Below are 25,764 nucleotides of genomic sequence, written 5' to 3' on the forward strand. Positions count from 1 at the left end.
GTCGCACCTCGCCGGAATTGCAGACAACCGAAGCCGGCATGCAGAGAAGGGCAGCCAATAATAATTGAGCTTTATAGTAAAATCGCGCGGAAATGAGAATTTTCAGCTTTGAATCTTGAATTTTATTAATCAAAAGCCGATTTAGTCCGGCATTCTTGCGGACTTTTCTCCTTCCCCAAAATTGTTATGAGCTCCAATTCCTTTCCTCCCGACGACAAGAAAAACGATATTCCCCAAGATGACGATGCCTCCTTGGATGATCTTTTGGCTCAACTCGGAGCGGACAATCCCCCGGAGAAGGCTTCGTCCGACGACGACTTGGACGCCCTGCTCAAAAGTCTCGGCGGTGATGAAAGTGGCGGCGGAGACGATGCTTCGTCTGGTGGCGGAGGCGACGATCTCGACGCGCTGCTGAAAGGACTCGGCGGCGAAGACAACAGCCCCGGCGGGAGCGATGGCGGAGGCGCCGAGGCTCCTGCCACGCTGCCGGTCAGTGACGATGAAGCTTCGTCCGGCGATGATATTACGGGCGGAATGGGAGGCGATGACGATTCCAGCGCGACGCCTGATGATGGAGGCGCGTCGCTCAAGAAAGCCACTCCTCCCCGCGAGCCCGTGAAAGCCGGCGCCGCCGGCAAGCCGACGCTCTCCGTCGGTTTCGGCGCGCGGGCCGCGCCCAAGGCCCACGCCGGTTCCAAGCAGCCTCTTGTCATCGCGCTGCTGGGCGATTTTACCGGACGAGGCAGCCGCGGTGTGTGCGAGTCGCTGGCCGGCCGACCGGGCATCGCCGTCGATATCGACAGCATTGACGATCTATACGGCAAACTTTCGCCCGCGTTTTCCATTGAGGATCCGGGCGCGCCCGGCACGCAGGTCGAGTTCGAGTTTGCCGAACTCGATGATTTCCATCCCGACCAGATTTATAAAAAGGTTCCCGGCATCGCCAACCTTCGCATGCTCCGTCCGCAACTCCTCAGCGCGGGCACCGCGGCGAAGGCGGCCGCCCAGCTCCAGAAGCTCCTCGGCGTCCCGCTTCCCAAGGCGCCCCGGCGCAGCACCGCCGCGCGTTCCGAGGAAACCGCCGAACAGACACTCGAACGTTTGCTCGGCAAAAAAAGCGCCGCCAAAAAAGCCGCGTCCGCCTCCCCCGCGAAGACCTACGCCAGCGCGGTCGAGGCACTGATCAAGCAGGCAGTCGGAGACAATGTGGTCAAGAACCCGACCGCCCATCAAAAGGAACTCGTCGCCGCGCTTGATGCCGCGCTCGCCGTTCGCATGCGCGCCATCCTCTCCAGTCCGCGTTTTCAGGCGCTCGAAAGCGCGTGGCGCTCCATCGACATGCTCGTGCGCACCTTCGACGATGGCGACCGGGTCAAACTCCTTGTTTACGATGTTTCGAAGGAGGAGATCGCCGCCGACATCGGCGCGCCGCTTCCGCCCGACGATGATGAACCGGCCGAGGGGGCGGAATCCGCGCCGCCCGCCGATCCGGCCTTCAAGCCCGATGCCACCGGCCTGCACAAAATGATCCGCGACACCATTGCGGAAAATCCTTGGATGGCCGCGTTTTCGCTGCACACCTTCGGCGACTCGGCCGCCGACCTCGCGCTTGCCGGCAAGGTCGCCTCGGTGTTTGCCGCCAGCGGCACGCCCCTTGTCGCCGCCGGGCATCCCTTCTCGCTTGGCTGTGCCGGTTTTTCGCAGCAGCCGGATCCGGATGACTGGACCAAGCTCAAGGACACGGAGATCGGCGCCGCGCTCAAGGCGCTGCGGGAAAATCCCGCCTCCGCCCACCTCGCGCTTGCCGTTCCCCGCTTCCTCCTCCGGCTTCCCTACGGCAAGATGACCGATCCGGTCGATGCCTTTGCCTTCGAGGAAATCGAGTCGCCCGACCAGCACGAACACTATCTCTGGGCCAGCCCGGCGGTGCTCATCGCGCAGCTTTACATCGAGCGTTTCAAACAGAAAGGGTGGGGTATGGACCTGGCCGGGGGCCAGACCGTCGGCGACCTGCCCGTGCACCACTTCAAGCGCAACGGAGAGTCCGGCATGACTCCCTGCGCCGAGGCATGGCTGACCGAGCGCGCCGCCGTTGCCATCGCGAATCAGGGCTTCATCCCGATGCTGTCGGTCAAGAACAGCGGCTCCGTTCGCGTTGGCCGTATAAATTCTCTGGCGGCCGACGGGGCGCCTCTCGCCCTTCGCGTTCCGAAGTCATAAGCCCGGACGCCGGGCGAAGCAGGGTGACGCATGCGGCGGGCGGCGGGTGATTACAAAAATAATCATGTATTGTAATCACCCGGCTCTCGCCATCCGCGCATCCGGCGGAAAACTGGGGATTCTTTCATTTATCAATCCTGCGTTTCGGTTATATAAAGAACAAGATGAGCATATAATGTCCGCCCTGCATATGTCTCGATCCCTCCCTCTATAAATGGACGGGAAAGACATCCGTCCGCCTCCGCCCAAGGTGGTTTTCAACAACCCAGCCATGCACTTCATCACCCGCTTCCGCCGCCGCCAGACCACCAGCCGGACATCGGCCGGAGCAGTGGCGGGCAACTAGCGAACCATCATGGATGGCACAAAGGCGCAGAGGGACAGGCAGGCCGGGGCGGGGCAGTTCGCCGCCGTCCGGTTCTGAGCGCCCGGCAACAAAAGACCTCCCATGGGCCTCTTTTCAGGATTCGCCAACGCCACCGGACTTGCCTCGCTCGCCGGCCTGCTCAGCCCGTCCGGCATCCCGTGCGTTTGCCCCTTCAAGGTGCTCGATCAGCTCAAGAAGCTCATCCCGCCCGTTCCCACTCCCTTTCCCGAGGTGCCCATTCCGAAACTGGAGCAACTCGATCCCCTCGTCACCGCGGCTCCGGCCGCGCCGGCCAATCAGTTCATCCGCGCGCGCCTCGACGTGTTGAACAAGATGCGCGTGCCCGCGCCCATCCTGGCGATTCCGCTCGATCACATCAAGCTCGGGCAGATGGAGGCCGTCCCTCCCTTCGTCCGCATGACGGAGGGCATGATGAAAATGAAAATCGACGACCCCAAGATGACGGTGCAGCTCAAAGGGTCGCTCGCCGGTCTCGTCAAAAACCCGCTGCCGCCCATCCCCGTCCCCAGTCTGCCGCCCTCGCCGCCGCCGCATGTGCAGAAACTTTCCCTTGCCGTCACCCAGATGCGCATGGCCAAGGCCAGCCTTCAGGTGAGGCTTTTCCCGCTCGATCCGAGTGCGTTGGTCAAACTGCAAGCCGCCGTGCGCGCCGTGGCCGCCATCCCGCCGTTTCCGCTCGAGCAAATGGTGCCGCTCGCCCCGCTGGCCACCCTGGCGCGCGTGACCAGTTCCCTGGGCATAGACATCCGCGCGCCCCGCGCGATGGGGCATCTGGCCAACAAACTGAACGCCATCGCGCAACTCCCGCCGCCTCCGCCCTACAGCCCCGCACTGCCTGCGGTCTTGAACGTGCTCAGCATCGCGCAAACTTACGAGAACATCGCCGGCTTCTTCAAACTCGACCTCGCCCGGCTCAACGTCCGCGATCTCCAGGTCAAACTGAACGCCGGACTCAAGCCGGTCGCCGAGGTCATGGGAAATCTCACCGAGTCGCTCACGCCGCAGCAGGCCGCCAACGCGCAAAGCTGGGCCAAGGCATCCCAGTTTTTCCCCGCGCTCCAGCTTATGGAAAACTTCGATATCAAACGGATCGATTTCGCCCCCCTCAACGACCTCCCGCCGCTGCCCAATATCGGGCCGATGACCTCCTACATGAAACTCGGCGAAGCCGCCGGCGCCGCCAAGAAAGGCGCTCCAAAGTGCCCCTCGTGCCCGCTCGGCTGAACGCAACCAAACCCGCCTTCCCGTCTCTGTCCCATGCCACCCGCCGCCCGCATCACCGACCTTCACACCTGCCCGATGGTTACGCCGGGCGTGCCGCCCGTGCCGCATGTCGGCGGCCCGATCATCGGGCCGGGGGCGCCGACCGTTCTCATCGGGAAAATGCCCGCCGCCGTGATGGGCGACTCATGCGTCTGTGTCGGCCCGCCCTCGGCCATCATCAAAGGCTCCGCCACGGTGATGATTGGCAAAAAACCCGCCGCCCGCATGGGCGACCAAACCGCCCATGGCGGCACCATCGTGCTCGGTTTCCCCACCGTGAACATCGGCGGCTGACCCGGCCCGTCCATCACCCTCGCATCCCGCAACCCCTATTTTTCGATTTCGCATTCACCCATGTCCGCTGTGCTTCCCGACCGTCATGCCTTGATTCCCATCGACGCAGCCTTCGCCGGCCAGCCTCTCTGCATTTGCGTGGCCGCTCATACGGCGCCGGCCGCGCCCGATGAAGCTTCGCCCGCCGGCCCGCTCGTCCTGCTTCGCTCCACCATCGACGGACGGGTTTATCTCGGAGCGGTGTGTGACGCCGCCGGGCAAATCCGCGAATGGGTGGAAATCTGGGTGCAAACCACCGTGCATCTGGCGGACGCCTTTCATGCGGACCGCGGCGACCTCGCCAACGCCGCGCTCGACGCCCGCTGGCGGGCCATGGCCGCCTCGTTTATCGCCGACGATCCCGCCGCGTGCATCCAGACCGGGCACGAGCAGACCCACCCCCGGCCGGCCTTCCTCAACCTCGACACCGCCGGGCCTTGGCACCCGGCCGACCCCGAAGGGCGTCCCTGGATGCTTGCCACCGACGACGCCGAATTGCTCGCCGCCGGGCTTCCCGCCTATTCCAGTTCGCGCATCCGTCTTTGGCGCGCCGACGGCGCCGATGGCACGCCTCGCTTCGCCGCTCCCGAGTCCGGCGCGGTCGCCGCCGGCGCTGCAAAAATCGAAAGCCTCCCCCTTCCCGCCGGCGCCCGCCTCGCCCCCTTCAATCCCGAGGGCGGCCTCCTTTTCATCCGCCGCCTCGCGCCGTTTTCGCTCGACGATTACGCGGCCTTCCTCGGCGGACGCCCGTGGAAAGGCAGTCCCTCCGGTCGCGACACCTACCTTCTCGACACCGCGATGAAACCGCTCGGCGACTGGGACTATCTCCAGCAGGGCGGCGCCCACCTCTTCAGCGCCGCCGAAGGCCGCGCGGGGCGTTTCCTCGAAACCTTTCACCTCAAGCTTTCCCTTTTCCGGCAGGCCGTGCAACTGACTCGCGACGCGATTCACCGGCGTCAGCTTCCGCTGCTCAACCTTTCCGCCGATTCCTTCCGCGTCGCCCTGGCCGCGCCTGCCGGCACGCTGCCCGCGCTTTGGACCGCGCACCTCGTTTCCGCCCGCGCCGGCCAGGCTGTCGCCCTGCCGATCAAAACCGTTGACACGCGCTACTTCATGGCGATCGAGCAGCCCTCGGCCTCCGTTTACCGCCCGTCGTTCATGGGACAGCCCATACGAGGGCAGGGGACCGTCCGCGTGCGCCGCGTTTTTGCCGATACCGGCGAGCGCACCTGCATCGACGCGACCCTCGTCACCCACGAGCGCGTCGGGCACTCCGCGAGCGACATCCTCTGGCTGCGCCTCCCGCTCACCGGTCGCGTGGTCGATCTCTTCGGGCGGCTCGACACCGGGGAGGGGCTCGCCTCCGGCGAGGCGCGATTCCGCACCATCCCGCAGGACCTCGACCCCGCCGTCGACGAAGCCCTCCGCGCCACCGAGGGCGCGGTGTTTCCCGACACCCCGTTCGAAACCATTCCGCTGCTCAGCAGTCCGGCAGATCTCTATTCGCTCGGCATCCTCGGCGCCCTTTTGCTGACGGTGAACTCCGGCAATACTCTGGGCGTCGCCGCCGACGACATGATCGGGTTTGCCCGCAAGCTCGTCCAGGAAAACAGGCCCGGAGAGGACCTCGCCGCGCGCGCGCTTCGCGTCGCCGGGGCCGATCCGCGCGTCCGCGCCGCCCTCGGCGCGCACCGCCTCGCCTACGACGGCATCACCCAGGACGACGCCTTCGGCTGGCTGCCCCCCGAGTTCTGGTGGCAGGTTCTCGCCACGCTCGCGCGGTTCTTCCCCGGCGTCGGCCCGGACAGCTTCTGCAAGGACTTCGGCGACGCCTCGCCCTTCAACCTCGAAAAAATCTTCGACCCTCCGCTCCTCGAACTCGACAACCTCCTCATCCGCTCCCGCTCCCTCATCGTCACCGACTGGACCGCCAACCGCGAGGTCTCCCGCGTCATCCGCCGCCTGGCCTGACCGGCCGCCGCCTCGCATCCCGCAAAATCCCGCCGCGTTTCTCGTCCCCCTTTTCCTCCATGAAAAACAAAATCAGCAATCACCCGCATCCCATCCGGGCTCTTGCCGCCGGCCTCGGCCTGCTGGCCGCGGCCTTCGCCCTCACTGCGTGCAACAGCGCGCCCAAGCCCGTCGCGCACACCATCACCCTCGCCCTCGACAAGTCCCTCGAAAACACTTCGCTCCAGGTCGACATCATCGGCGCCAACGCCACCTCCGACCTGCCGAAATGGGAGTCGTATTCGATTACTGAATACTGGCAGCCGGGCAACACCACCCGCCGCGACACCGACCGCTACACCGTCGATTTCGGGCGGGGCAAGCCTTCCTCGCAGATGATTAGCTCGACCGACGCGAAATGGTCCCGCTGGCTCCAGACCGGCGCCACCTACGTGGTCGTCATCGCTGACCTTCCCGGCATCCCCTCCGACCAGCAGGGCAACGCCGACCCCCGCCGCCTCATTCTCCCCCTCGACGCGAAGCAGTGGAAGAAGGACAAGAAGGATCCCATCGAAATTCAGATCAAGGAAAGCGGCCTCCGCCTCCTCACGCCCCGCAATCTGAAATAAGCGCAACGCCGCCGGCGCGCGCTCCGTCCCGCTCATTCCGCAATCCGCATCCCCTCGCCAATGCCCGGCGGTTACGAACCCACACGCGACATCCACGTCAGCGTTCGCGCATCTGTGCACGAGGCGGTCGCTGCCGCCGCCGGGGCGTCCGGCGGCGGCCCGCGCGCGCTCAAGATCTTCCGCACCGGCCTGCCGCGCGGTCCCCGTCGCCTCGCCCTCCTCCAAGCCCAGCTTGCCGCGATCGAGGCGCAGACCGCGGCCTGCGCCAGACGCCCCGACCGCTGGGCTCCCGTGCATGCCGGCGGCCGCTGTCCCGACGGCGTCTATGCCGTCACGGACCTCTATCAACGCTCCTTCCAGCGCATCATCGACGGGCGCCTCACGGTCGATCCCCCCACGCTCCATGCCGTCGCGCGCGGCGTGATCGAGGGGCTGGTCGCCCTCGAACAGGCCGCCGCCCGCCCGCATGGCGCGCTCAAGCCGGCCAACATTTTCGTCCCCGGCGCGGCCATCCTCCGCAAGTCGTCCATCCTGCTCGCCGAACCCGCGCCGCTCGCCGGCATCACCCACGAGCAGGCGCGCGCCGGCGATTTCCGCGCGCTCGGCACGCTGCTCGTCACCCTGGTGCGCAAACGCGCCCGGGCCGGCTGGCCCATCGAGGACTCTCCCGAGTGGCGCGTCCTCGGCAAGCATGCCCGCGCCTGGATTGATTTTTGCAACTACCTCATCGATCCCCACGCGAAGCCCGCCGACTTCACGCTCGACGAACTCCAGCGCCGCTTCGCGCGCCTCGGCGGCCGCGCTTTGCCCGTCCCGGTCAAAGCCGCGCTTGTCGCCGCCCCCCTTGTCGTCCTTGCCAGTCCCTTTGCCTGGCTTCGTTTCGCTCCCTTTGAAAAACTTCCCGAGTCGGTGCAGGAATTCGCCATCAAACTCGGCAACCTTCCCCCGGACGTCGAGGAAGTCCCGCCCGAGTTTGGCGAACTCTGCACCGCGTGGTTCGAATGGTTCGGCTCCCTTTGCGCCGAACTCGACGACCCGCGCGTTCGCGCCCGCTGGAACGCCGATCCATGGCTTCGCGAACGCGTCACGGCCATCGCCGACACCCGCGCCAGACTCGACCCGCGCCTCATCACCGACGCGGGGCCCAATCTCGAATCGCTCGAGGCCCTCCGGGCCGCTCCTCCCGCCTCGGCCAAGCGCGGTCTTGTCGTCCGCCACATCAAGCAGGCCCGCGCCACGCTCGCCACGCTCGCCGGGTCGCTCGAAAAATGGCCCGGCGGAAAACGCCTCGCGGATGCGTCCGCCCGCCTCCAGTCCCGGGGCTGGGACACCGCCGCCCTCGAATTGCAACCCCCGCCGCCTCCGACGCTCGACTCCGGACGGCTCGCCCTCGACATCGACACCCGCCTCGTCCTGCTCGAAAACGCCGCCGCCGCCGAACATGCGTGGACCGCCGTCACTCGCGCAGCCACCGTCCTCGCCGACACCGGCGATCCCGTCCTTCCCGGTCTGTCCGACATGGTCCGGCTCCGCGTCGGACGCGCTCCGCTCGCCGAGCTTTCCACCCGCCTCGCCGGGCAGCAACCGCTCCTCGACACCCGCGTCGCGTTTGTCCGTGGCGATTGGGCCGCGCGCGTCGATCACGCGCGCTGGCTCCGCGAAGGTTTTGTCCGCGATTTTACCGGCCCCGTCACCGACGAAGTCCTCGCCCGCTGGGACGCCGATATCCGGCCCTACTATCTGGTTGGCAGCGCCGACGATCCGCGCGTCGCGGTCGATTGGGATGCCGCCGCCGCCCGCCTCGCCTCGGTCCTGCGCAGCCTGACCGGCGAGGAGGCCCAACTCGGCCTCGGCGCCGCCGTGTCCACTCCGTTCACCGCCGAAGCCGCCACGCTTTCCTCCGACCTCGCCGCCCTTAGATCCCGCAAGGTTCTCCGCAAGGACATTTCCACGGTGACGGACGAAGTCGCCGCACTTCAGGCGCGCTTCAACGATCTCGCCGCCCGCCTCGCCGTCGCGCTGGACGACATGCGCCCCGTGCCCGCCGAGTGGCTGACCCGCGTCCGCGCCGACAGCATCGCCGGCTCGCCCGTGCTTCAGGCCGAGTGGGCCAGGCGCCGCGACCAGCTTCTCGACGGCGTCACCGAACAAACCCTCGCGGCCGACGAGGCGGATTTCCGCGCCCTTCGCGCCCGCCTCCGCCGCGTGCGGGAATTTTTGGGTGCGCTCGACGGTCCTCAAGCCGCCGGCGGCATCGAGCCCGTGAATCTCGCCGGCATCCCGGAGGCCATTGCCGCGCAGACCAGCGCCGCGGACAGCGCGCAGAAAGAAGCCGTCCTCGCGGAATTTCTGACCCAGGTTCAATGGGCGGCCGACGGCGCGCCTGCCGCTTCCATCGCGGATTTTGTCCGTCTCCCCGCGGTCCGGGCCCGTCTTGCCGCCCTTGCCGGGACGCGTTCCGCCGCCGCCGCGCTCGCCGCCGGCCTCGCCCGCCTCGAAACGCTGCTTGGGCTGGGGGCCGCCTGGTCCGAGCCGGTCGCCCTCGGCTCCGAGGCCGCCACCAGTATCCAGAAAATAATGACGGATGCCGCCGCCAGCCCCGCTTTTGCCGCCGTGACGGCCGCCGGACATCCCGCCGATCTCGTCGCCTCCGCCCGCCGACTCGAATCGCTTCAGTCTGAGACCGACCGCGCCGCCCTTGCCGACACCGCCGCCTCCGGCCAGCCGCTCAGCCTCCCCCTCGCGGCTTGGAACCGCCTCGACGCGTTGCCCGACTGGCCTGCGAGCCTCGAGGAGCTCGACCGGGAAATCGCCCTGGAGTCCGCGCTCAAATCGCGTATTGAAAAATCAGATACATTTTCCGCCGCGGGTTTGATTGAAAGCCAAAAGGCGAAAATCGGGGCCATCGCCACCCAGGCGCCGCACCGCTGGCGCCGCGCCTATGCGCAGATCGACCCCGCCTTCACCCCGGAAGTCCTCCAACGCATGCCCCAAATGGGCGTGGCTCCGGATGACCTCGCCGGCCTCGACCGCTTCGATTATCTCCTCGCCAACGCCAAGACCACCCGCTGGGCCCGCCTCTCCGAAGCCGACGCCCAAACCCGCCGCGACGAATTTGTCTCCCTCGCCCGCGCCATTCCCGAAGCCGCCGCCGATTCCGCCGTCGCCCGTTTCCTCGGCGAGGCCGCCGCGGTCAACCTCGAGCCCACCGGCGAGGCCACCACCCCCGCCGACATCGGCCCCGGGCGCATCGGCTGGCAGGGCGAGTTCACCGACGACGGCAGACGCGCGACCTACCGCTGGACCGATCTCACCGGAACCGCGCGCATCCAGGAATATCTTCTCGTGGAACCCGAGGCCGGCGTGCCCTTTTTCCTTTCCACTCGCGCGATTTCCATCGGCGACTTCATCGCCCTGGTCGAGCAATATCCGGCGGGCGCCGAGGTCACCGCCGCCATGCCGGCCTACCTCGCCGCCGTTTCCGAGGGCACGGACACGGACGCCCGGCCCGGCCCCCAGACCTGGCGCATCCTCGCGCCCCGCCGTGCCACCGCCCGACGTCTCAACGACAGCCGCATGACGCTCAACAATCGCTGGACGGCCTACCTCGACCCCCGCTGGCCCGAGCCTCTTTACGCGCCCGGCCTCGACGTCCCCGCCGCGCCCACCGCCGCCCACCCGCTGCAAAACATCCCCCCCGCCGCCGCCCGTGTATTTACGGAGCGGATACTCGGCGCCCGGCTGGCCACGCCCGAGGAGTGGGCCTCCCTCGCCACCCTGTATGCGGACCGCGCTTCGCCCTCCTTCCCGGGAGTCAATTTTTCCGATGCCGCCTGGCTCGCCCAGCGCGATTATCTCATCCAGCGCGGGGCCAACTTCGAGTATCCCTGGCCCGACTCCGGCGCCTTTGTCCCCGTCGATTACGCGGGAGGCGCGCGCCAGGCCGCCCTGCCTTATGCCCCCGGTTCCGACGACCGCACGCTCTGGTTCGCGGAAACAGGCGGCACTGGCGGCGATTTCGCGCACTTGTATGGCAATGTCGCCACCTACCTCCACGATCCCCTGACCGACCGTTACTTCGTCGCCGGCGGATCCGCCCTTTCTCCTGCCGGGCTGGATCCGAAAACCGCCTATCCCATCGACGCCTTTGCCGAGGGTTACGCCGACGTCGGACTGCGGCCGGCCTTCGATGCCTCCAAGGCCATGATCATCCGGGCCTCGCTTATAAAACTCCTCCGCCTGCAGCCCTACGTCCGACAACCACAAAAGTAATCCCTTCTGTTCTTCAACACGCACACACCATGTCCGACCAAAAAAACACTCCCGCCACCTCCGCCGGCCTCCCCGACGCTCCCGTCTGGGCCGCCAACACTGCCAGCCGCCTCCGTTATCTTCAGGCCAACTTCGCCGACGATTCCCGTGAAAACCGCGAGTCGTTTCTCGAGGATGAGCTCAAGAAACTCCTCGACCCCGTCCCCGCCAGCAAACGCCAGCTCTATCTCGACGCTCTGGCCGAGAAGTTCCCCACGTGGGAATCCCTCGCCACCGCGTCCGCCGAGCCCGTTGCCGCCGGCCCCGGAGAAATGTCACCCGAGGACATCTGGTCGCTCTTCCTCAAGACGCTTCCCCGTTATTCCCTCGAACAGCGGGAAATGATCCAGCGACGCCTCGCCGACGCTGGTTTCGTGCACATTGCCAGCGACTCGCTCGATCCCGAGTCGCTCGCCGAGATCACGCAAAAATTGAAACTCTCCTCGTCCGACAGGATCGACGCCGCGCGCCTCGGCAAACTCTTCGCCGCGCTAGCCGAGGTCTGCATCATGACCGATCAACTGGCCTGGAACGTCTGGAAGGGGCTCGCGCCGAAATCCACCATCCGCCGCGACGGCTCGGCCGGCGATCTCCGCACCGCGCTCCGGCGTTCCGTGACCGGCGACGCCGAGGTCTCGTCCGTGCAGATCGGCCAGCAGCTCGAAAAAATGCGGCAGCTCATCGCCGGCCTGCTCGCCTCGCTCGGCCCCGCCGGCAAGAATTTCGCCCGCCGTTTTCAGTCCCGGTATTCCCCGGAGGCGATTCGCGACATCGTGAAAATGGAAGGCGGCTCCTCCATTTTCGGCAATGCCGACTCCAGGTTTTGGAAAAAGTACACGGAACTCGCCGGCGAAATCAGCGAGGGCTCCATCCAGACCGACATGATGGACGCGGTCGCGCAATATGCCGAGGACCTGATGAAGGGCGGCCAGCGCTGACCCCGCGCCGACCCTATTACAAAAAAATACGCCCATTGTAATCGCTGGCGCATTTACAGTGTTCGGGGGATGCGGAATATACAAACATTGGCGCGTGCAAGCGCGGCCCCGTCCATCTCAACGAATCCCTGAACAGCAGGTTCGCATGAAATTATCCAGCCAAAAAATATATATCAAAAACGATGCGAAACAGGGGCTGCCTCCCTCTAAAAACGAGGCCGGTGCCAGGATGTTGGCATGTGGGTATTGCGATAATTTTTGGCTGTAATCCTCGACAAGAAAAGCAGTCGCCCGGGCGGGATTCGGCATGTGCGCATTCCCGGCCTTGAGCGATTATCCGTCCGGTTTTTTTGCTTCTGACCCTCATCCATGTCCCTCAATATACATTGGCACGAAGGGCTGTTCCTTCAGCCCCATCATCTTCAACGTTTTCAACTCGGTGCGATTTATCAGGGTCAATCTGATCGGCGCGTCGCCCGGCCTCATCCCTATGGCATCATCGAGGCGAAGCTCTCCCTCGATGAATTGGCCAACTTCCGGGTGCGTTTCGACAAGCTGCGCGTGTTCATGCCCGGCGGGCTCGATTTGTGCTTCCCCGAAAACGCCGAACTGCCGTCCATCGACATCAAGCCGCTCTTTGCCGGCAGCGGCTCGGTGTTTACGATCTATCTGGGCGTGCCGGTCTGGCGCGAAGGCCGCGCCAACGCCGGGGGCGAGTCGCCGGACGAGCAGCCCGACGCGGCCACGAAAATCATCTATCGCGTGCGGGAGGAAAAACTCGCCGACGAAAACACCGGCGACAACGCCAAGCCGCTCCTCACGCGCCGCTACAACGCCCGTTTCGTGCTCGACGACGACGACAAGTCCGACCTCGAACTCGTGCCCGTGCTGCGCCTGGTGCGCGGCGTCGGCGAGCAGCTTGGCCAGCCGAAGCTCGACCCCGAGTTTGTGCCCCCGTGCCTGTTCATCACCGGTTCGAGCGCGCTGCACAACCTCATCCGCGACCTCGTCAACCAGCTTGAGGCGAGCCGGCAGGAGCTCGTCATCCAGCTCAACCGCGGCGGCTTCGCGATGGACACGCTGCGCGGCGCGCAAATCGAGCAGATCCTGCGGTTCCGCACGCTCAACAGTTTTTCGGCGCGCCTTTCGTCGCTGCTCGCGGCGGCGAATGTCGAGCCCTTCGCGTGGTATCTGGAGCTCCGCGCGCTGCACGGCGAACTGGCGGCGCTGCATCCCGACAAGGACGACTACGAAAGCGTACCCGCCTACAATCACGAGAACCTGTTCAACGCGTTCGACCAGTTGAGCACCAAGATTCGCGGTCTGCTGCGCGGCGTCGTGACGGCGTCGTTTCTCAAGCTCGAATTCAAGCCCGCCGACGGCGCCCTCGAGGCGGTCTTCACCGAGGAGCAGCTCACGCGCCCGGTGGATTATTTCCTCGGCGTCAAATCCAAGGACGACCCGCGCACCATCGTCGCGCTGGTGGAGGACGGCAACCGTTTCAAGTTCATGCCCAAGAGCCTCGCCACGCGCGCCGTGCGCGGCGTGGAACTCAAGGAGGAGCGCTTCCCGCCGATGCAGCTCCCTGCGGTCGCCGGCGTGACCTATTTCCGCCTCAACCGCGCCGAGAGCGCGCGCGTCTGGCAGCTTCTCCAGACGGAAAAGGCCGCCGTCATCCGCTGGCCCGACCAGGAGAAATCGGACTTCGCCGTCACGCTTTACATGACCCTGGGGGACTGACCGCAAACACCGCCCGCGCCGCGTCCTCCCCGCCCATTTCGAGCAAAAACCGCCACCCGCGTCCCTCCCATTCCGATGTCATCCGTCCCTGCCACCGCGCTCACCCTGCCCGCGCTCTGCGAGCCGCTTTTTCAGGAAATCTGCCGCCTGAACCGCCTTGGCCGCAAGGCCTCGTCGGGCGAATTCGCCATCGCCGCCGCCGAGATAAAGGCGATCTTCGCCAAGATGGCCGGGCAGGCCAAGGCCGACGCCCGCCTGCTCCAGAATTACGAGAAGGTCGAGCTCCCGCTCATCTTCTTCGTCGATTCGATGATCTCCGACAGCAGGCTGCCCTTCGCCAACGAGTGGAACAACAACCGCCTCGCCTACGAACGCAACGAACTCGCCGGTGACGAGAAATTCTTCGACCTGCTCGACGAGACGCTCGCCGAAAACAAGGACGGCGCCGCCGACCGCCTCGTGATCTTCTACACCTGCCTCGGCCTCGGTTTCACCGGCTGGTATCAGGGCCAGACCGAGCACCTGCGCAAAAAGATGAGGGAAATCCAGCCCCGCATCCGCGAGTTTCTCGACACCGACGAGACCGGCCTCATCTGCCCCGACAGCTACAAGCACACCAACACCGCCAACCTGCCGCTGCCCATGGGCTCCGTGCTCGTGCCGATGCTGATCACCGCGGCCTGCCTCATCATCATGGTCATCGCCGCCAATGTCGTCCTCTTCAAAACCTCGTCGAGCGAGCTCAACGAGGCCATCGACACCATCCGCGAGCATCAGGCCGCCGCATCCAAGCCCGCCGGCAACGAAGCCGCCGCCGAACGCTGAGAAAACGCGAAAAAAACATGAGAGAAATTTTCGACAACATCTCCGACAACCTGCGCTACGTGGCCATGCTGCTCGCCGGCACGGCCATCGGCGGCAAGCTCCTCTTCGCCGACCAGGCGATCATGACCGTCTTCGCCATCGGGTTCCTCGTCCTCGCGGCGCTCCTGTTCCTGTTCGACCTTTTCCGCCGCATAAAGAAAAAGAAATCCGAGGAGCGCCTCGCCGCGCAGCTTTCCGACAACAGCTCCGGCTCCTCCTCCGTCAGCGATGCCGCGCGCAAGGCCCAGCTCGACGCGCTCCGCCAGAACTTCCAGAAGGGCCTCGACAAATTCCGCTCCGCGGGGAAAGACCTGTATTCACTTCCCTGGTACATGGTCGTCGGCGAGCCCGGCTCCGGCAAAACCGAGGCCGTCCGCCACTGCAACGTGGGCTTCCCCCCCGGCCTCCAGGACGAAATGCAGGGCGCGGGCGGCACCATCAACATGCACTGGTGGTTCACCAACCAGGCCGTGCTCCTCGACACCGCCGGCAAGCTTCTCTTCCAGGAGGCGCCGCCCGGCACCACCACCGAGTGGCACGCGTTTCTCGACCTGCTCAAGAAGAACCGCCCCAACTGCCCCGTCAACGGCCTGCTTCTCGTCATCCCCGCCGACTCGCTCCTCAGGGACAACGGCGACGACATCGCGAAAAAAGCCGGCAAGATCGCCGAACAACTCGACCGCATCCAGCGCACGCTCGACGTCCGCTTCCCCGTGTTTGTCCTCGTCACGAAGTGCGACCTGCTGAACGGATTCCGCGAATTTTTTGCCGGGTTGAAGGACCCGCAGCTCCAGCACCAGATGACCGGCTGGTCAAACCCCGCCCCGCTCGACGCGCCCTTCTCGCCGGAGCATGTCGACGAATACCTCGACACCGTCTCGCAAAAAATCGCGCGCCGCCGCCTCGGCCTCATCGCCGACCCCGCGCCCGAGACGCCCGAAGGCCGCCGCACCGACGAGGTGGACGCCCTCTTCGGCCTCCCGCAAAGCATCCAGGCGCTCGCGCCGCGCCTGCGCCGCTACCTCGAGATGATCTTCGTCACCGGCGAATGGTCGGCGAAGCCGCTTTTCCTCCGCGGCATTTATTTCACCTCCGCCCTCACCGAGGGCAAGGCCCTCGACCTCGAAATCGCCCAGGCGCTCGGCGTGCAGCCCGACGCGCTGCCCGAGGGCAAACTCTTCGAGCGCGAGCGCTCCTTTTTCCTGCGCGATTTGTTCATGCAGAAAGTCTTCAAGGAAAAGGGGCTCGTCACGCGCGCGAGCAACACCCGCAAGCTCGTCAAGCGCCGCCAGATGATTCTCTTCGGCTCGCTCGCCGCCAGCCTCGCCGCCGTGCTCGGTCTCTCCATCTGGGGCGCCTACACCGTGAAGCACAGCGTCGGCGCGGAGAGCGCCTACTGGAAGACCGCGTCGGCCAACTGGCAGGCCGGCCACACCTGGTTCCCCATCGTGTCGCCCGAGTTTCGCGGCTCCGCCAAATTCGTTTACAACGGGGAAACCTCCGTGACCGTCGGCGGCGAGCCGATTCCCCTGCATGAATTCCACGCCCGGCTGCAAGGACTCGTCACGCGCGACATCCCCGTGCCCTTCGTCTTCAAGCCGATGAACGCGCTCGTGGTGCGGGCCAACTCCGGCCGCCGCGAGGCGCAGCGCGCCCTCTTCGAGGCCAGCGTCATGCGCCCCGCGCTCAACGCCGCCCGTATCCGAATGTCAGATACACGCGCCGCCTGGACCCCGCGCGAGACCTCCGCCCTGGCCGCGCTCGTCCAGCTCGAGGGCGTCATTCATTTCCCTTCGCTTCCCGGCCAGCGCGTCGAGTTCGAGCCGGGCGCGTTTCTCAACCCGCTGCTCGGGCTCTGGACCGAGGACGCGAAGGCACCGTTTACGCTCAACGGCGTTTTCGAGTGGACGTATTACAAGGACGGCGCGGGGCGCGGGAAATGGCCCGACGCCACGTGGTCCGCCGGCCCCTCGTTCCGCGAAAACAGCCCCATCGCGAGCGGCTGGCAGTTGTTTGCCAAGGCGCAGCAGGCCGACACCACGGCGCAGCAAACCGAGGCGCTCACGCTCGCGAAGGCGCGCGACGCGGCCGGGGCCTACCGCTCCGCGGAGAAGGACTTTTATCGCTACGTCCAGCGGCCCGTTTCCACCGCGGGCTGGAAGACGGAGGCGAGCCGCACCTACGCCGCGCTGACGGGGGCGAAGCAGGGGCTCGACGACTCCCTGGCGGCCGCGCAAAGCTCCGGCCTGCTGCCGAAGGAAGGGCCGGTGTCCCTCGCGCAATCCTTCGACGCTATCGTCCGGAAAGCCCAGGCCAATGCCGACGCCGGACTGAAAGCCCTGCGCGATATCACGCTCAAGTTCCGCCCGCCCGCCGAACAGGCCGGTGGCTTCATCAGCGGGCTCCTCGGCCCCGACACACCCGAGCCGGAACTGCCCGTCCCCGGCGCCGCGGCCAAGGTCTCCGAGCTTGCCAAGAAAAACGCCGTCACCTTCACGCCCGAATTTCCGATGTTGCAGGAAGTCTCCGCGCGCCTCGACCGCATCGAGCAGGACACGCTTGCGGCGACCCGCTCCGTGTTCGGCGGCGACACGGCCGCGGCGCTTGCCGAGCTCGATGCCGATTATCTTGCCGTCATGGAAAAACAGATGCTCTACCGCTTCCGCTGGGAAACCTACACGGCGGCGATGAGCCTGTTCACCCTTCCCGCCGGATTGGAAAAGAACATCGTCGGCGAGCTGGCCAGGACGCTCGACGACTCCGCGGCGTCGGCCGCCGCCATCGCGACCCAGTCGGAGAAATACGACTTCAAAAATGTCTATGATTTCCGCCAGGCCGTCCGCAACCTCGTGGATGCCGGCGGCCGGGCCCGCGCGCTCGATCTGCACCGGCTCCATGGCGACGTCATCGCCGCGCACCTCGCCCGCGACGCCGGATTCCCGCTCATTCTGGACTCGGCCGGCGTCATGACGCCCGTGTCGCTCAAGCGCACCACCTCCTTCATCAAGGCCGCCCGCGCCGATCTTTCCGGGCGGATCGACGTGCCCTCCGATTTTCGCGCCGAGCACGAGCGCACCGTCGGGCGCGTGAACGCCGTGTTCGAGGTCATCGACGCGCTCACCAGCACCGACGGCTCGCCTTCCTCGGTGAAAATTTCCGTCGTCAATTACGCCGACCAGCGCAAGTTCATCAACGAGCAGGGCATCTCGTCCGATTTCGGCGCGGTCTTCGCCGGCAACCTGTGGCGCACCGCGCGCATGGCGGGGCGGGCCGCCCGCACGCAGACCGCCTCCGACGCCGAGCTCGCCTCGGCGCGCGTGACGGACAAGTTCCCCGACCTGGAGCTCTTCCTCGCGGCGGACGTGAAGCCCACCGCCGACGCCGTCCGCGCCTTTGCGGAGGACTGGACCGCGCTGCGCCTGCTCAAGGCCAAAAGCGTCCGCAACTCCGACGGTCGCGGCTGGCAGGCGCCCGTTTCCGCCAAGGACGAAACCGGCACCGATCTTTTCCTCATCCTCGGCCTGCAATTCGAGCGTCCACTGCCTGCGCCCGCCGACTGGCCCAGCATCCGCTCGCTCCGGCTCGAGTCCCACGTCACGGCGCCCGCCGCCCCGGATGCCCCGGTTTCCGCTCCCGATGCCTGATTTTCTCCAGGATTTCCTGCACCAAGAGATCGGCTCGCTCCGCCGTGACACGCCCCCGCGCCTGCATCTCGCCGCGTTTGGCAAGCATCCCGCCTGGAACGACCACATGGAGGACATCGGCATCGACACCGTCACGCTCCTCGAGGCGAAGCGCTACCTTTATCTCGAGGGGATTTCCGGCCAGATCGACACCGGCGCGTGGGACAAGCTTCCGCCTGTTCCTCCGGAGGAGAACTACGATCACTGGCTGCTCTGGCATCGCGTCGGCGAGTGCCTGCTCGGGCGGCTCGTTTCGTCGAGCGATGGAAAGGGGCGCACGCGTTATCCGTTTGTCGTCATGGCACACATCATCGGCGCGCCGGCCGCGGTGGTGCTGCGCGAGTGTTTTTCCGCCCTCGAAACCATCGCCCGTGCCGGGCGCGCCGCCGCGACGGTCGCGGACGTGCGGCAGGTCATCGCCCGGGGGCGCGCCGCGCTCGCCGGCGCTCTCGCCCCGGCCGCCGACGCGGTTCCTCCGCTGCCGGACGGCCTGCGTCCCGGGATCGATCACACCGGCTGGACGCGCATCCTGCATGTGGTTGAAAGCCAGTTGCACGGTTTCGCGCCCACCGCCACGCCGCGGCCCGGGCCGGGCTGCGCGCTGCGCCTGCCCGCGGCCTCGCCTCGCGCCGATCTGGATCTGCTCTGGTGGACGGCCTTCTGGCTCACCCAGCTCGATGCAAAATTCCCCGTGCTTCACCTGGTTCGCAACGGGACCGGCTGGATTGATACGATCGTCGGACAGCCGGACAGCCCTCATTTCCTCTGTCTGCGCGCCGACCGCGCCTTGCTCCCTCCCCTGACCGACATCCCGTATTCGCTCGCCCCGCACGCGGAGCGCCTCGCGGCGGAAATCAAGGACGGAGCCGACGCCAACGGCATCCCCGCGCGCGGCATTTTTCACCTCACGCCGACGCGGGACCGGGCGCTTGCGCTTTTGTCCCGTGCCGCCGCCTTGCGGGAGGCCGGCCCGCCCGCCGGTTTGATCGGCCGTCTCCGGAAACTGTGGGGCGGATAATCAATTCATAATATCCAGCCATGAATTACAAAAATATCCAGCCATTGTAATAAGCGGCCCATTGACGATGTTGGCCAACCGGCCACTTTCACTTCGCCCTGTCGAGGTATGTTGACTTCCCCGATATCCCTTTGATTGGCCGGATAAAAACGAAACTATTTATCCTATATTATATGTAAATAAAATATCAGGCGAGCGTGGGCCAATGATTATATATTTTTTGGCTTGAATGCCGTATTCCCGACCGGATTTCACTCGATGTCAGCGCGTTTAAAATCAATCAATTATATTATAATATTCGTCTCTGGCATTTTATTGCCGGGATGCTATTTGTGCGCGCAGGCCCCCGCCGCGCCGGACGTCCCGTCGGTGTTTTCTGTCGAGCATTTCGAGTTTGCCTATGGTGCCACCGCCGACGATCCGGCCACGCTCGCCCCGTTGAGGGACATCACCGTGCCGCTCTCACTCGTCGAGGGCGTTTATCAGGCGCCGGCGGCGGACGCCCCCGCCGCTCCGGCCAGGCTCGGCGACGAGTTTCCCGGCGGGCGTTTTGCCGAGTCCGCGCTCGTCTCGATTTTCCAGACCGTCACTGCGCACTACAACCAGCAGGGGCTCTTCGGCGTGTTCGTGGTCGTTGACCGCGAGGACATCGACCCGCAGACGCACGAGGACTACCGGCCCGCCGGACGCAAGGCCCTGCGCCTCGTCGTCTGGGTGAGCCGCGTCGGCGAGGTTCGCTCTGTGGCGAAAGGCGCGCGCGTCCCGCCGCAGGAGTCCGTTGACCACCGCGTCCACCGCAACATCCGCTCCCACTCGCCGCTCCGCGCCGGCGCGGGCGGCGCGCCCGGCAGCCCGCTCCTCAAGAAATGCCTCGACAACTACCTCCTTGACCTCAACCGCCACCCGGCCCGCCGCGTCGATGCCTCCTTCGCCGCCGGCGCCACCCCCGGCGAGGTCACGCTCGACTACCTCGTCGCCGAGCGCCGCCCCTGGTTCGCCTACGCGCAGATTTCCAACTCCGGCACCGAGACCACCGACGACTTCCGCGAGCACCTCGGCTTCGCCTACTACCAGCTCACCAATCGCGACGACACGCTCCTCCTCGACCTCAGCACCGCCTCCTTCAAGGGCGGCTTCTCCTCCTCCGCCAGCTACGACTACCCGCTCCTTTACCCGAACACCCTTCGCGCGAAAATCTTCGGCGCCTACAGCGAGTTCGTCGCCGAGGATCCGCGCATCCACCTCGATGAGTTTTCCGGCCATTCCGTCACCGCCGGCCTTGAGCTCGTCTGGAGCCCGTTCCGGCTCTGGGGATTTTCCGTGGATTTCGCGCCGGGCCTCGCCTGGCAGACCCACTACGTCAACAACACCGCCATCCAGCTCACCGCCGACACCGGCTTCGCCGCCGCCCAGTTTGCCGTCCGCCTTGAGCGCAACACCGATCACATGCGCACCGCCCTGCGCCTCACCTACGAGACCAATTTCAGCGGCGACACCAACCTCAGCCCCTTCGGGCAGTCCGCGCTCGGCCGCCTCGAAACCGAGCCCGGCTACCAGATTTTCCAGTTCGACCTCGGCCATTCCATGTATCTGGAACCGCTCCTCTTCGGCGAAAAGTTCTACACCGGCGAAAACTGGCGCAAGTCCGCCCGCGCCCACGAAATCGCCCTCACCGCACGCGGCCAGCAGGTCGTCAACAACGAGCGCGTCATCCCGCAAAAGCTGATGACTATCGGCGGCATGTATTCACTCCGTGGATACCCAGATTCCGTGGCGGCCGGCGACAACGTCATCATGGGCTCCTTCGAATACCGTCTGCACGTTCCGCGCCTTTTTCGTCCGCTCTCCGAACTCGCCCGCGACCGCGGCGACGCCCGTCCGCCCACCTACTTCGGCGTGCCCTTCAATTGGCGCGCCCCCGGCCTCCACTCGCTGCCTGACTGGGATTTCGTCGTCCGCCTTTTCGCCGACGCGGGCCGCGTCAAAATCATCCGCCGCATGCCTTGGGAGCGCGACCTCACGCTTTCCAGCATCGGCGTCGGCTTCGAGACCCAGCTCTTCGGCCACCTCAACGTCCGCTGCGACTGGGGCTTCGCTCAAAAACCCCTCCGCACCACCTACCGCGACATCAATCGCTACGACTCACAGCTCCACTTCAGCGCCTCGCTGGTCTGGTGAGGAAAAATCAGAAAGCAAGATGGAGAAATCAAAGATGAAAACTTTCACCCTCGCCTCCGCTGTTCGCCGCTTTCGCGTTGAGGCTGACTGGTGCCTGCGCGTCGTGCTTTCCGCCGCGCTGGGCTGCGCGCCGCTTTCGTTGCGCGCCGGCGACCCTGGTCCGCAGGGCAATGTGGTGGCCGGCGACGCGACCTTCAACCATCAGGACAGCTACACGGGCATCCGCGCCTCCGACGGCGCGATCATCGAATACGACAAGTTCAACATTCCCGAAGGCTACACGGTGGAGTTCATCCAGCCGCACGAACTGGCCCGCGTGCTCAACCGCGTGACCGGCGCGGACCCCTCCTCGCTGCTGGGCAACCTCCGCGCCAACGGCATCGTGTATTTCGTCAATCCGGCCGGCATCTATTTTGGGAAGAACGCGGTCATCGACGTGGGGCAGATTTACGCCGCGGCCGGTTCGCTCTCGAACAGTGATTTTCTTTCCCGCAACGACAACTTCACCCGTCTCGCCGGCTCGGTCGTCAACGACGGCGCGATCCGCGCCGACGCCATCCACCTCGTCGGCCAGACGGTGCGCAACGCCGGCGTGCTCTCCGCGCCCGCGGGCCTCGTGATGCTTGCCGCCGGCGACGACGTGCTGATTGGCAGGCGCGGCGAGCACGTCTTTGTCAACGCCACCGCGACCTCTCGCGCGCAAGCGCCCGGCGGCGCCCACGGCGTGGAAAACACGGGGCGAGTGGAGTCCGCGCACGCCCTGCTGGCCGCCGGCGACCTGTATGCGATGGCCGTGAAAAACTCCGGTGTGATCAAGTCCCGCGACGTCCAGTTGGCGGGGCAGGGGAGCGGCGAAGTCTGGAACACCGGCACTATCGACGCCGCCAATACTACCGGCGCAGGAGGCCGCGTGGAAATCACCGGGCGGCACGTCGGCCTCGGCGAAAACTCGCTGGTTGACGCCAGCGGCGCGACGGGTGGCGGCGAAATCCTTGTCGGCGGCGACTACCAGGGGGCGAACGCCGCCTTGCGCAATGCCGAGGCCGCCTACGTGGCTGAGGGGGCCACGCTCCGCGCCGACGCCACTGCCGACGGCGTCGGCGGCAAGGTCGTCGTCTGGGCCGACGACACCACGCGCTTTTTTGGCAACATCTCCGCCACCGGCATCACGCGCGGCGGCCTCGCGGAAGTGTCGGGCAAAAAATCCCTCCTCTACGCCGGCCTCGCCGATCTCCGCGCCGCCAGCGGCCAGGTTGGCACGCTTCTGCTCGACCCCGACCACATCACCATCTCCGACAGCCTTCCCACCTCTGGCGTGGCCGGCTCCGGCACCTTCACCGCCGGCGAAGGCGACAACATCCTCGCCGCCGCCGATCTCTGGACGCAGTTGGACCTCGCCGACGTCACCGTGAAAACCAGCAGCGCAGGCGACATTGTCGTGGACACCATCTTCGAGTCGGGTTCGCCGTTCTCCCTCACACTCGACGCCGCCGGCAGCATCCGCGTGCTTGATGGGAAGATGGTCGAACTCGGCGCCGACCTCACCCTGCGCGCCAGCGGCAGCATCGCGCTGGGATTGGGTGCCCGTCTCATGGCCGCGGACATCATCCTCGACGCGGGGACGGACATCTCCGTGGCCGCCGACTCGGGCATTGACGCGGCAGGCGGTATCTCGCTCACCTCGCAAACCGGCACCATTTCCCTCGCCGCTGGCGCGCTCGTCGCCGCCGGCGGCGCTGTCGCCGTCAACGGCGGGCTGGATGTCGCCGCCGGCGCGACCATCGACGCCGCCAGCGTGACGGTCGGCGCCGGAGGCCGTGCCGTCGCGATTTCGGGCACGATTGACAGTTTCAGCGGCGTCTCCGTCACCGGCGCCAGCACCATCACCGTGCCGGGGCGCGTGGCCGCGACCTCCGGCTCGCTCACCTTCATCGGCAACGTCGCCGTCTCGGTCGGCGGCGCGATCAACGCCAACAGCGGCGGCGCCGTCACCCTGCAAGCCATCGGCGGCACGGTCGCGCTCGCTTCCACGGCGGAGGTGAGCGGGCGGGATATTTATATCACCGGCGGGCTGGATGTCGCCGCGGGGGCCTCGCTCACGACGGCCTTTGACAGCGGCGACATGGTGATTGACGCCCAGGGCCGCGATGTGGGCATCGCCACCGGGCTGGTTTTCACCACCGGCTCGCTCGCCCTCGCCAACGTCCGCAACCTCACCCTCGCCGACGTCACCACCAACGGCGGCCAGACCTACGCCGCGGCCAACAATATCACACTCACCGGCACGCTCGCCACGCTCGACGCAGGCGCGGGCGTTTCCCTGACGGCGGGCACCGGCACCGTCGCGCTCGCCTCCACCGCCGCCATCGACGCCAGTGGCGCGGTCGCGGTCAACGGCGGCTTCCACGTCGCCGCCGGAGGCACCGTCACCAACGGCGCGGGCGCCGGCATGACCGTGGAGGCCGGCACCCGCGACATCACCATCGCCGGCCTCCTCGACCTCGTCGGCTCCTCCACCTTCAACGGCGCGGGCATCTCCGTCTCCGGCACCGTTGACACCCACAGCACCGGCGGCCTCACCTTTGTCGGGCGCACCGCCATGTCCGTCGGCGGCGCCATCATGGCGGGCAGCGGCGGCGCCGTCGTCCTCGACCTCGACTCGCAAACCGGCGACATCGCGCTCGCCTCCACCGCCCGGCTCGCCGGCGCGCAAGTCAGGCTCTCCGGCGGCGTCACGGTCGCAGCCGGCGCGGCCCTCCTGGGAGCCTACGGCGGCGGCGCGGAGCTCCTCATCGACGGGCGGGGCCGCGATGTCCGCGTCGCCGGCGACCTCGATCTCTCCTCGCTCGAAATTTCCGACGCCCGCTACATCGCCCTCGCCGCCGTCACCACCGACGGCGACCAGTTCTATTCCTTCGCCCCCGACGGCGCCATGCGGCTCGACGGCCCGCTCGTCTCGCGATGGGGCAACATCGACATCTTCAGCCCCGCCGACTTCCCCGCCGCGCACGCCACCATCTTCTCCACCTCGTCCAACGGCATCCTCATCTCCGCCACCGCCGGTGACGTCACCATCGGGCGCTTCGACACCCTTCTCGCCTACGACAACGGCTCCTCCGCCCCCGCCGCCGGTACCATCAGGATCGAGGCCGGCGGCACCGCTTCCCTCGGCAGCCTTTCCGCCTCGCGCTCCATCGACGTCTCCGCCGGCGAAATCCACCTCGAAGGCGACCTCTACCAAGCCCCCTCCATCGCCCTTGCAGCCTCCGGCTCGGGCGTCTTTGTCGAGTCCGGCTCCGCCCTCATCGCCACCGGCAGCGGCGGGCTCGCCCCTTTCGCCATCGCGAGCGGCTCCTTCACCGCCAAGACCATCGCCGCCGGCTCCATGAGCGGCGGGCGCATGACCTCCGGCGGAAACTTTTTCCCCGTCCTCGCCACCGGCAGCGGCGCGCCTTTCGGCGCGGTTTATAAAAACACCCCGTTCTGGGGCGACTCCGTCCCGCCGCCCGCGCAGGAGGAGACGCAAAACGTCATCGCCACCGAGACCAATCCCGCCAACCAAACCGAGCCCGAGTCCCGCCGCGCCCAGGAAACCCTCGTCATCGCCACCGAGGGCGCGATGGGGCGCATCGACGCGCAGACCGCCATCACCGACGCCACCCGCGAGCAGCTCAAGCAGCTCGGCATCTTCGCGCGCGGCCTCAGCCCGGACGAAATCGCCTCCATCATGGGCGGCCAGGGTCTCCTCACCCAGCTCATCCCCAGCGAGACGCGCCAGCCCGAAAACTATCAGGTGGCCGACGGGCGCATCTCCGAGCAGGCCGCCCGCGCCGCGCTCGCCGCCTACGAGTCCATCTTTATCCACCGCGACCCTGCGACCGGCGAGGCTGTCTCGCGCGTGCCGGAAATCCGCGCCGCGCTCGCCGCCGCCTTTGCCGAGTTCCGCGCCGTCGCCCCCTCCGCGCCGCCCGCCGGGTTTGCGCGCTTCGTCCAGGAGCAATCGCCCGCCAGCGACAGCGTGCTCTCCACCCGCCGCTTCGCCCAGGACATGTCCGCGCTTTTCGACCGCATTGAGTCGCTCGGGCTGACCTCCGGCGAGGTGCTCGTCGCGCGGACGGTCATCCTCCGCACGCTCCGCATCCCCGGCATGCCCTCCAATCTGCTCGGCGACATGATCGCCGCCGCTTCCGCCGACACCGCGCCCGCCGCCCCTTTCCGCCTGGCCGTCCATTATTAACCCTGACCGCGC

Annotated in this window: 14 protein-coding genes; all 14 read left to right on the forward strand. The window is 66.6% G+C overall.

The window, feature by feature from the left end:
* The first annotated feature begins 186 nt into the window (after nucleotides 1-186).
* The 14 genes from OH491_RS02010 to OH491_RS02075 all read left to right on the forward strand — a co-directional run bounded on the left by OH491_RS02010 (nucleotide 187) and on the right by OH491_RS02075 (nucleotide 25,752).
* Nucleotides 187-2,220, forward strand: coding sequence for a type VI secretion system contractile sheath domain-containing protein (locus OH491_RS02010; protein ID WP_068769567.1), 2,034 nt, complete (start codon nucleotides 187-189; stop codon nucleotides 2,218-2,220).
* 214 nt (nucleotides 2,221-2,434) lie between these two features.
* Nucleotides 2,435-2,566, forward strand: a complete 132-nt coding sequence (locus tag OH491_RS02015; protein ID WP_334319176.1) for a hypothetical protein — start codon at nucleotides 2,435-2,437, stop codon at nucleotides 2,564-2,566.
* Between the two features lie 102 nt (nucleotides 2,567-2,668).
* A complete protein-coding gene (locus OH491_RS02020; RefSeq protein ID WP_068769566.1) occupies nucleotides 2,669-3,832 on the forward strand; it encodes a hypothetical protein in 1,164 nt (387 codons plus the stop codon).
* A 33-nt stretch (nucleotides 3,833-3,865) separates the two neighbouring features.
* Nucleotides 3,866-4,165, forward strand: coding sequence for a PAAR domain-containing protein (locus OH491_RS02025; RefSeq protein ID WP_068769565.1), 300 nt, complete (start codon nucleotides 3,866-3,868; stop codon nucleotides 4,163-4,165).
* Between the two features lie 60 nt (nucleotides 4,166-4,225).
* Nucleotides 4,226-6,175, forward strand: coding sequence for a hypothetical protein (locus OH491_RS02030; RefSeq protein WP_068769564.1), 1,950 nt, complete (start codon nucleotides 4,226-4,228; stop codon nucleotides 6,173-6,175).
* A gap of 59 nt (nucleotides 6,176-6,234) precedes the next feature.
* Nucleotides 6,235-6,783, forward strand: a complete 549-nt coding sequence (locus OH491_RS02035; protein ID WP_068769563.1) for a hypothetical protein — start codon at nucleotides 6,235-6,237, stop codon at nucleotides 6,781-6,783.
* Nucleotides 6,784-6,843: 60 nt separating this feature from the next.
* Nucleotides 6,844-11,055 carry a hypothetical protein gene (locus OH491_RS02040; RefSeq protein WP_068769562.1) on the forward strand — a complete coding sequence of 1,404 codons (4,212 nt, stop codon included), beginning with the start codon at nucleotides 6,844-6,846 and terminating at the stop codon, nucleotides 11,053-11,055.
* Nucleotides 11,056-11,084: 29 nt separating this feature from the next.
* Nucleotides 11,085-12,032, forward strand: a complete 948-nt coding sequence (locus OH491_RS02045) for a hypothetical protein (protein WP_068769561.1) — start codon at nucleotides 11,085-11,087, stop codon at nucleotides 12,030-12,032.
* A gap of 369 nt (nucleotides 12,033-12,401) precedes the next feature.
* On the forward strand, nucleotides 12,402-13,772 hold the full coding sequence (gene tssK, locus OH491_RS02050; protein WP_068769560.1) for a type VI secretion system baseplate subunit TssK: 1,371 nt from the start codon (nucleotides 12,402-12,404) through the stop codon (nucleotides 13,770-13,772).
* A 75-nt stretch (nucleotides 13,773-13,847) separates the two neighbouring features.
* Nucleotides 13,848-14,597, forward strand: coding sequence for a DotU family type IV/VI secretion system protein (locus tag OH491_RS02055; RefSeq protein ID WP_068769559.1), 750 nt, complete (start codon nucleotides 13,848-13,850; stop codon nucleotides 14,595-14,597).
* 17 nt (nucleotides 14,598-14,614) lie between these two features.
* Nucleotides 14,615-18,280 carry a type VI secretion protein IcmF/TssM N-terminal domain-containing protein gene (locus OH491_RS02060; protein ID WP_068769558.1) on the forward strand — a complete coding sequence of 1,222 codons (3,666 nt, stop codon included), beginning with the start codon at nucleotides 14,615-14,617 and terminating at the stop codon, nucleotides 18,278-18,280.
* Nucleotides 18,273-19,337 (forward strand): hypothetical protein, encoded by a 1,065-nt coding sequence (locus tag OH491_RS02065; protein ID WP_068769557.1) that lies wholly within the window; start codon nucleotides 18,273-18,275, stop codon nucleotides 19,335-19,337. Before OH491_RS02060 ends, OH491_RS02065 begins: the two co-directional genes overlap by 8 nt.
* 330 nt (nucleotides 19,338-19,667) lie before the next feature.
* Complete coding sequence (locus OH491_RS02070; RefSeq protein ID WP_068769556.1) at nucleotides 19,668-21,515, forward strand: ShlB/FhaC/HecB family hemolysin secretion/activation protein; 1,848 nt, start codon at nucleotides 19,668-19,670, stop codon at nucleotides 21,513-21,515.
* Between the two features lie 34 nt (nucleotides 21,516-21,549).
* Nucleotides 21,550-25,752, forward strand: coding sequence for a filamentous hemagglutinin N-terminal domain-containing protein (locus OH491_RS02075; RefSeq protein ID WP_334319175.1), 4,203 nt, complete (start codon nucleotides 21,550-21,552; stop codon nucleotides 25,750-25,752).
* Nucleotides 25,753-25,764 lie beyond the last annotated feature (12 nt).

This window comes from Termitidicoccus mucosus, from assembly GCF_038725785.1.
In the GTDB taxonomy this organism is placed as follows: domain Bacteria; phylum Verrucomicrobiota; class Verrucomicrobiia; order Opitutales; family Opitutaceae; genus Termitidicoccus; species Termitidicoccus mucosus.

Bases quoted from the DNA above. Each gene is read 5' to 3' on its own strand.
- OH491_RS02010 (WP_068769567.1), top strand. From the start codon at position 187: ATGAGCTCCAATTCCTTTCCTCCCGACGACAAGAAAAACGATATTCCC.
- OH491_RS02015 (WP_334319176.1), top strand. From the start codon at position 2,435: ATGGACGGGAAAGACATCCGTCCGCCTCCGCCCAAGGTGGTTTTCAAC.
- OH491_RS02020 (WP_068769566.1), top strand. From the start codon at position 2,669: ATGGGCCTCTTTTCAGGATTCGCCAACGCCACCGGACTTGCCTCGCTC.
- OH491_RS02025 (WP_068769565.1), top strand. From the start codon at position 3,866: ATGCCACCCGCCGCCCGCATCACCGACCTTCACACCTGCCCGATGGTT.
- OH491_RS02030 (WP_068769564.1), top strand. From the start codon at position 4,226: ATGTCCGCTGTGCTTCCCGACCGTCATGCCTTGATTCCCATCGACGCA.
- OH491_RS02035 (WP_068769563.1), top strand. From the start codon at position 6,235: ATGAAAAACAAAATCAGCAATCACCCGCATCCCATCCGGGCTCTTGCC.
- OH491_RS02040 (WP_068769562.1), top strand. From the start codon at position 6,844: ATGCCCGGCGGTTACGAACCCACACGCGACATCCACGTCAGCGTTCGC.
- OH491_RS02045 (WP_068769561.1), top strand. From the start codon at position 11,085: ATGTCCGACCAAAAAAACACTCCCGCCACCTCCGCCGGCCTCCCCGAC.
- tssK (WP_068769560.1), top strand. From the start codon at position 12,402: ATGTCCCTCAATATACATTGGCACGAAGGGCTGTTCCTTCAGCCCCAT.
- OH491_RS02055 (WP_068769559.1), top strand. From the start codon at position 13,848: ATGTCATCCGTCCCTGCCACCGCGCTCACCCTGCCCGCGCTCTGCGAG.
- OH491_RS02060 (WP_068769558.1), top strand. From the start codon at position 14,615: ATGAGAGAAATTTTCGACAACATCTCCGACAACCTGCGCTACGTGGCC.
- OH491_RS02065 (WP_068769557.1), top strand. From the start codon at position 18,273: ATGCCTGATTTTCTCCAGGATTTCCTGCACCAAGAGATCGGCTCGCTC.
- OH491_RS02075 (WP_334319175.1), top strand. From the start codon at position 21,550: ATGAAAACTTTCACCCTCGCCTCCGCTGTTCGCCGCTTTCGCGTTGAG.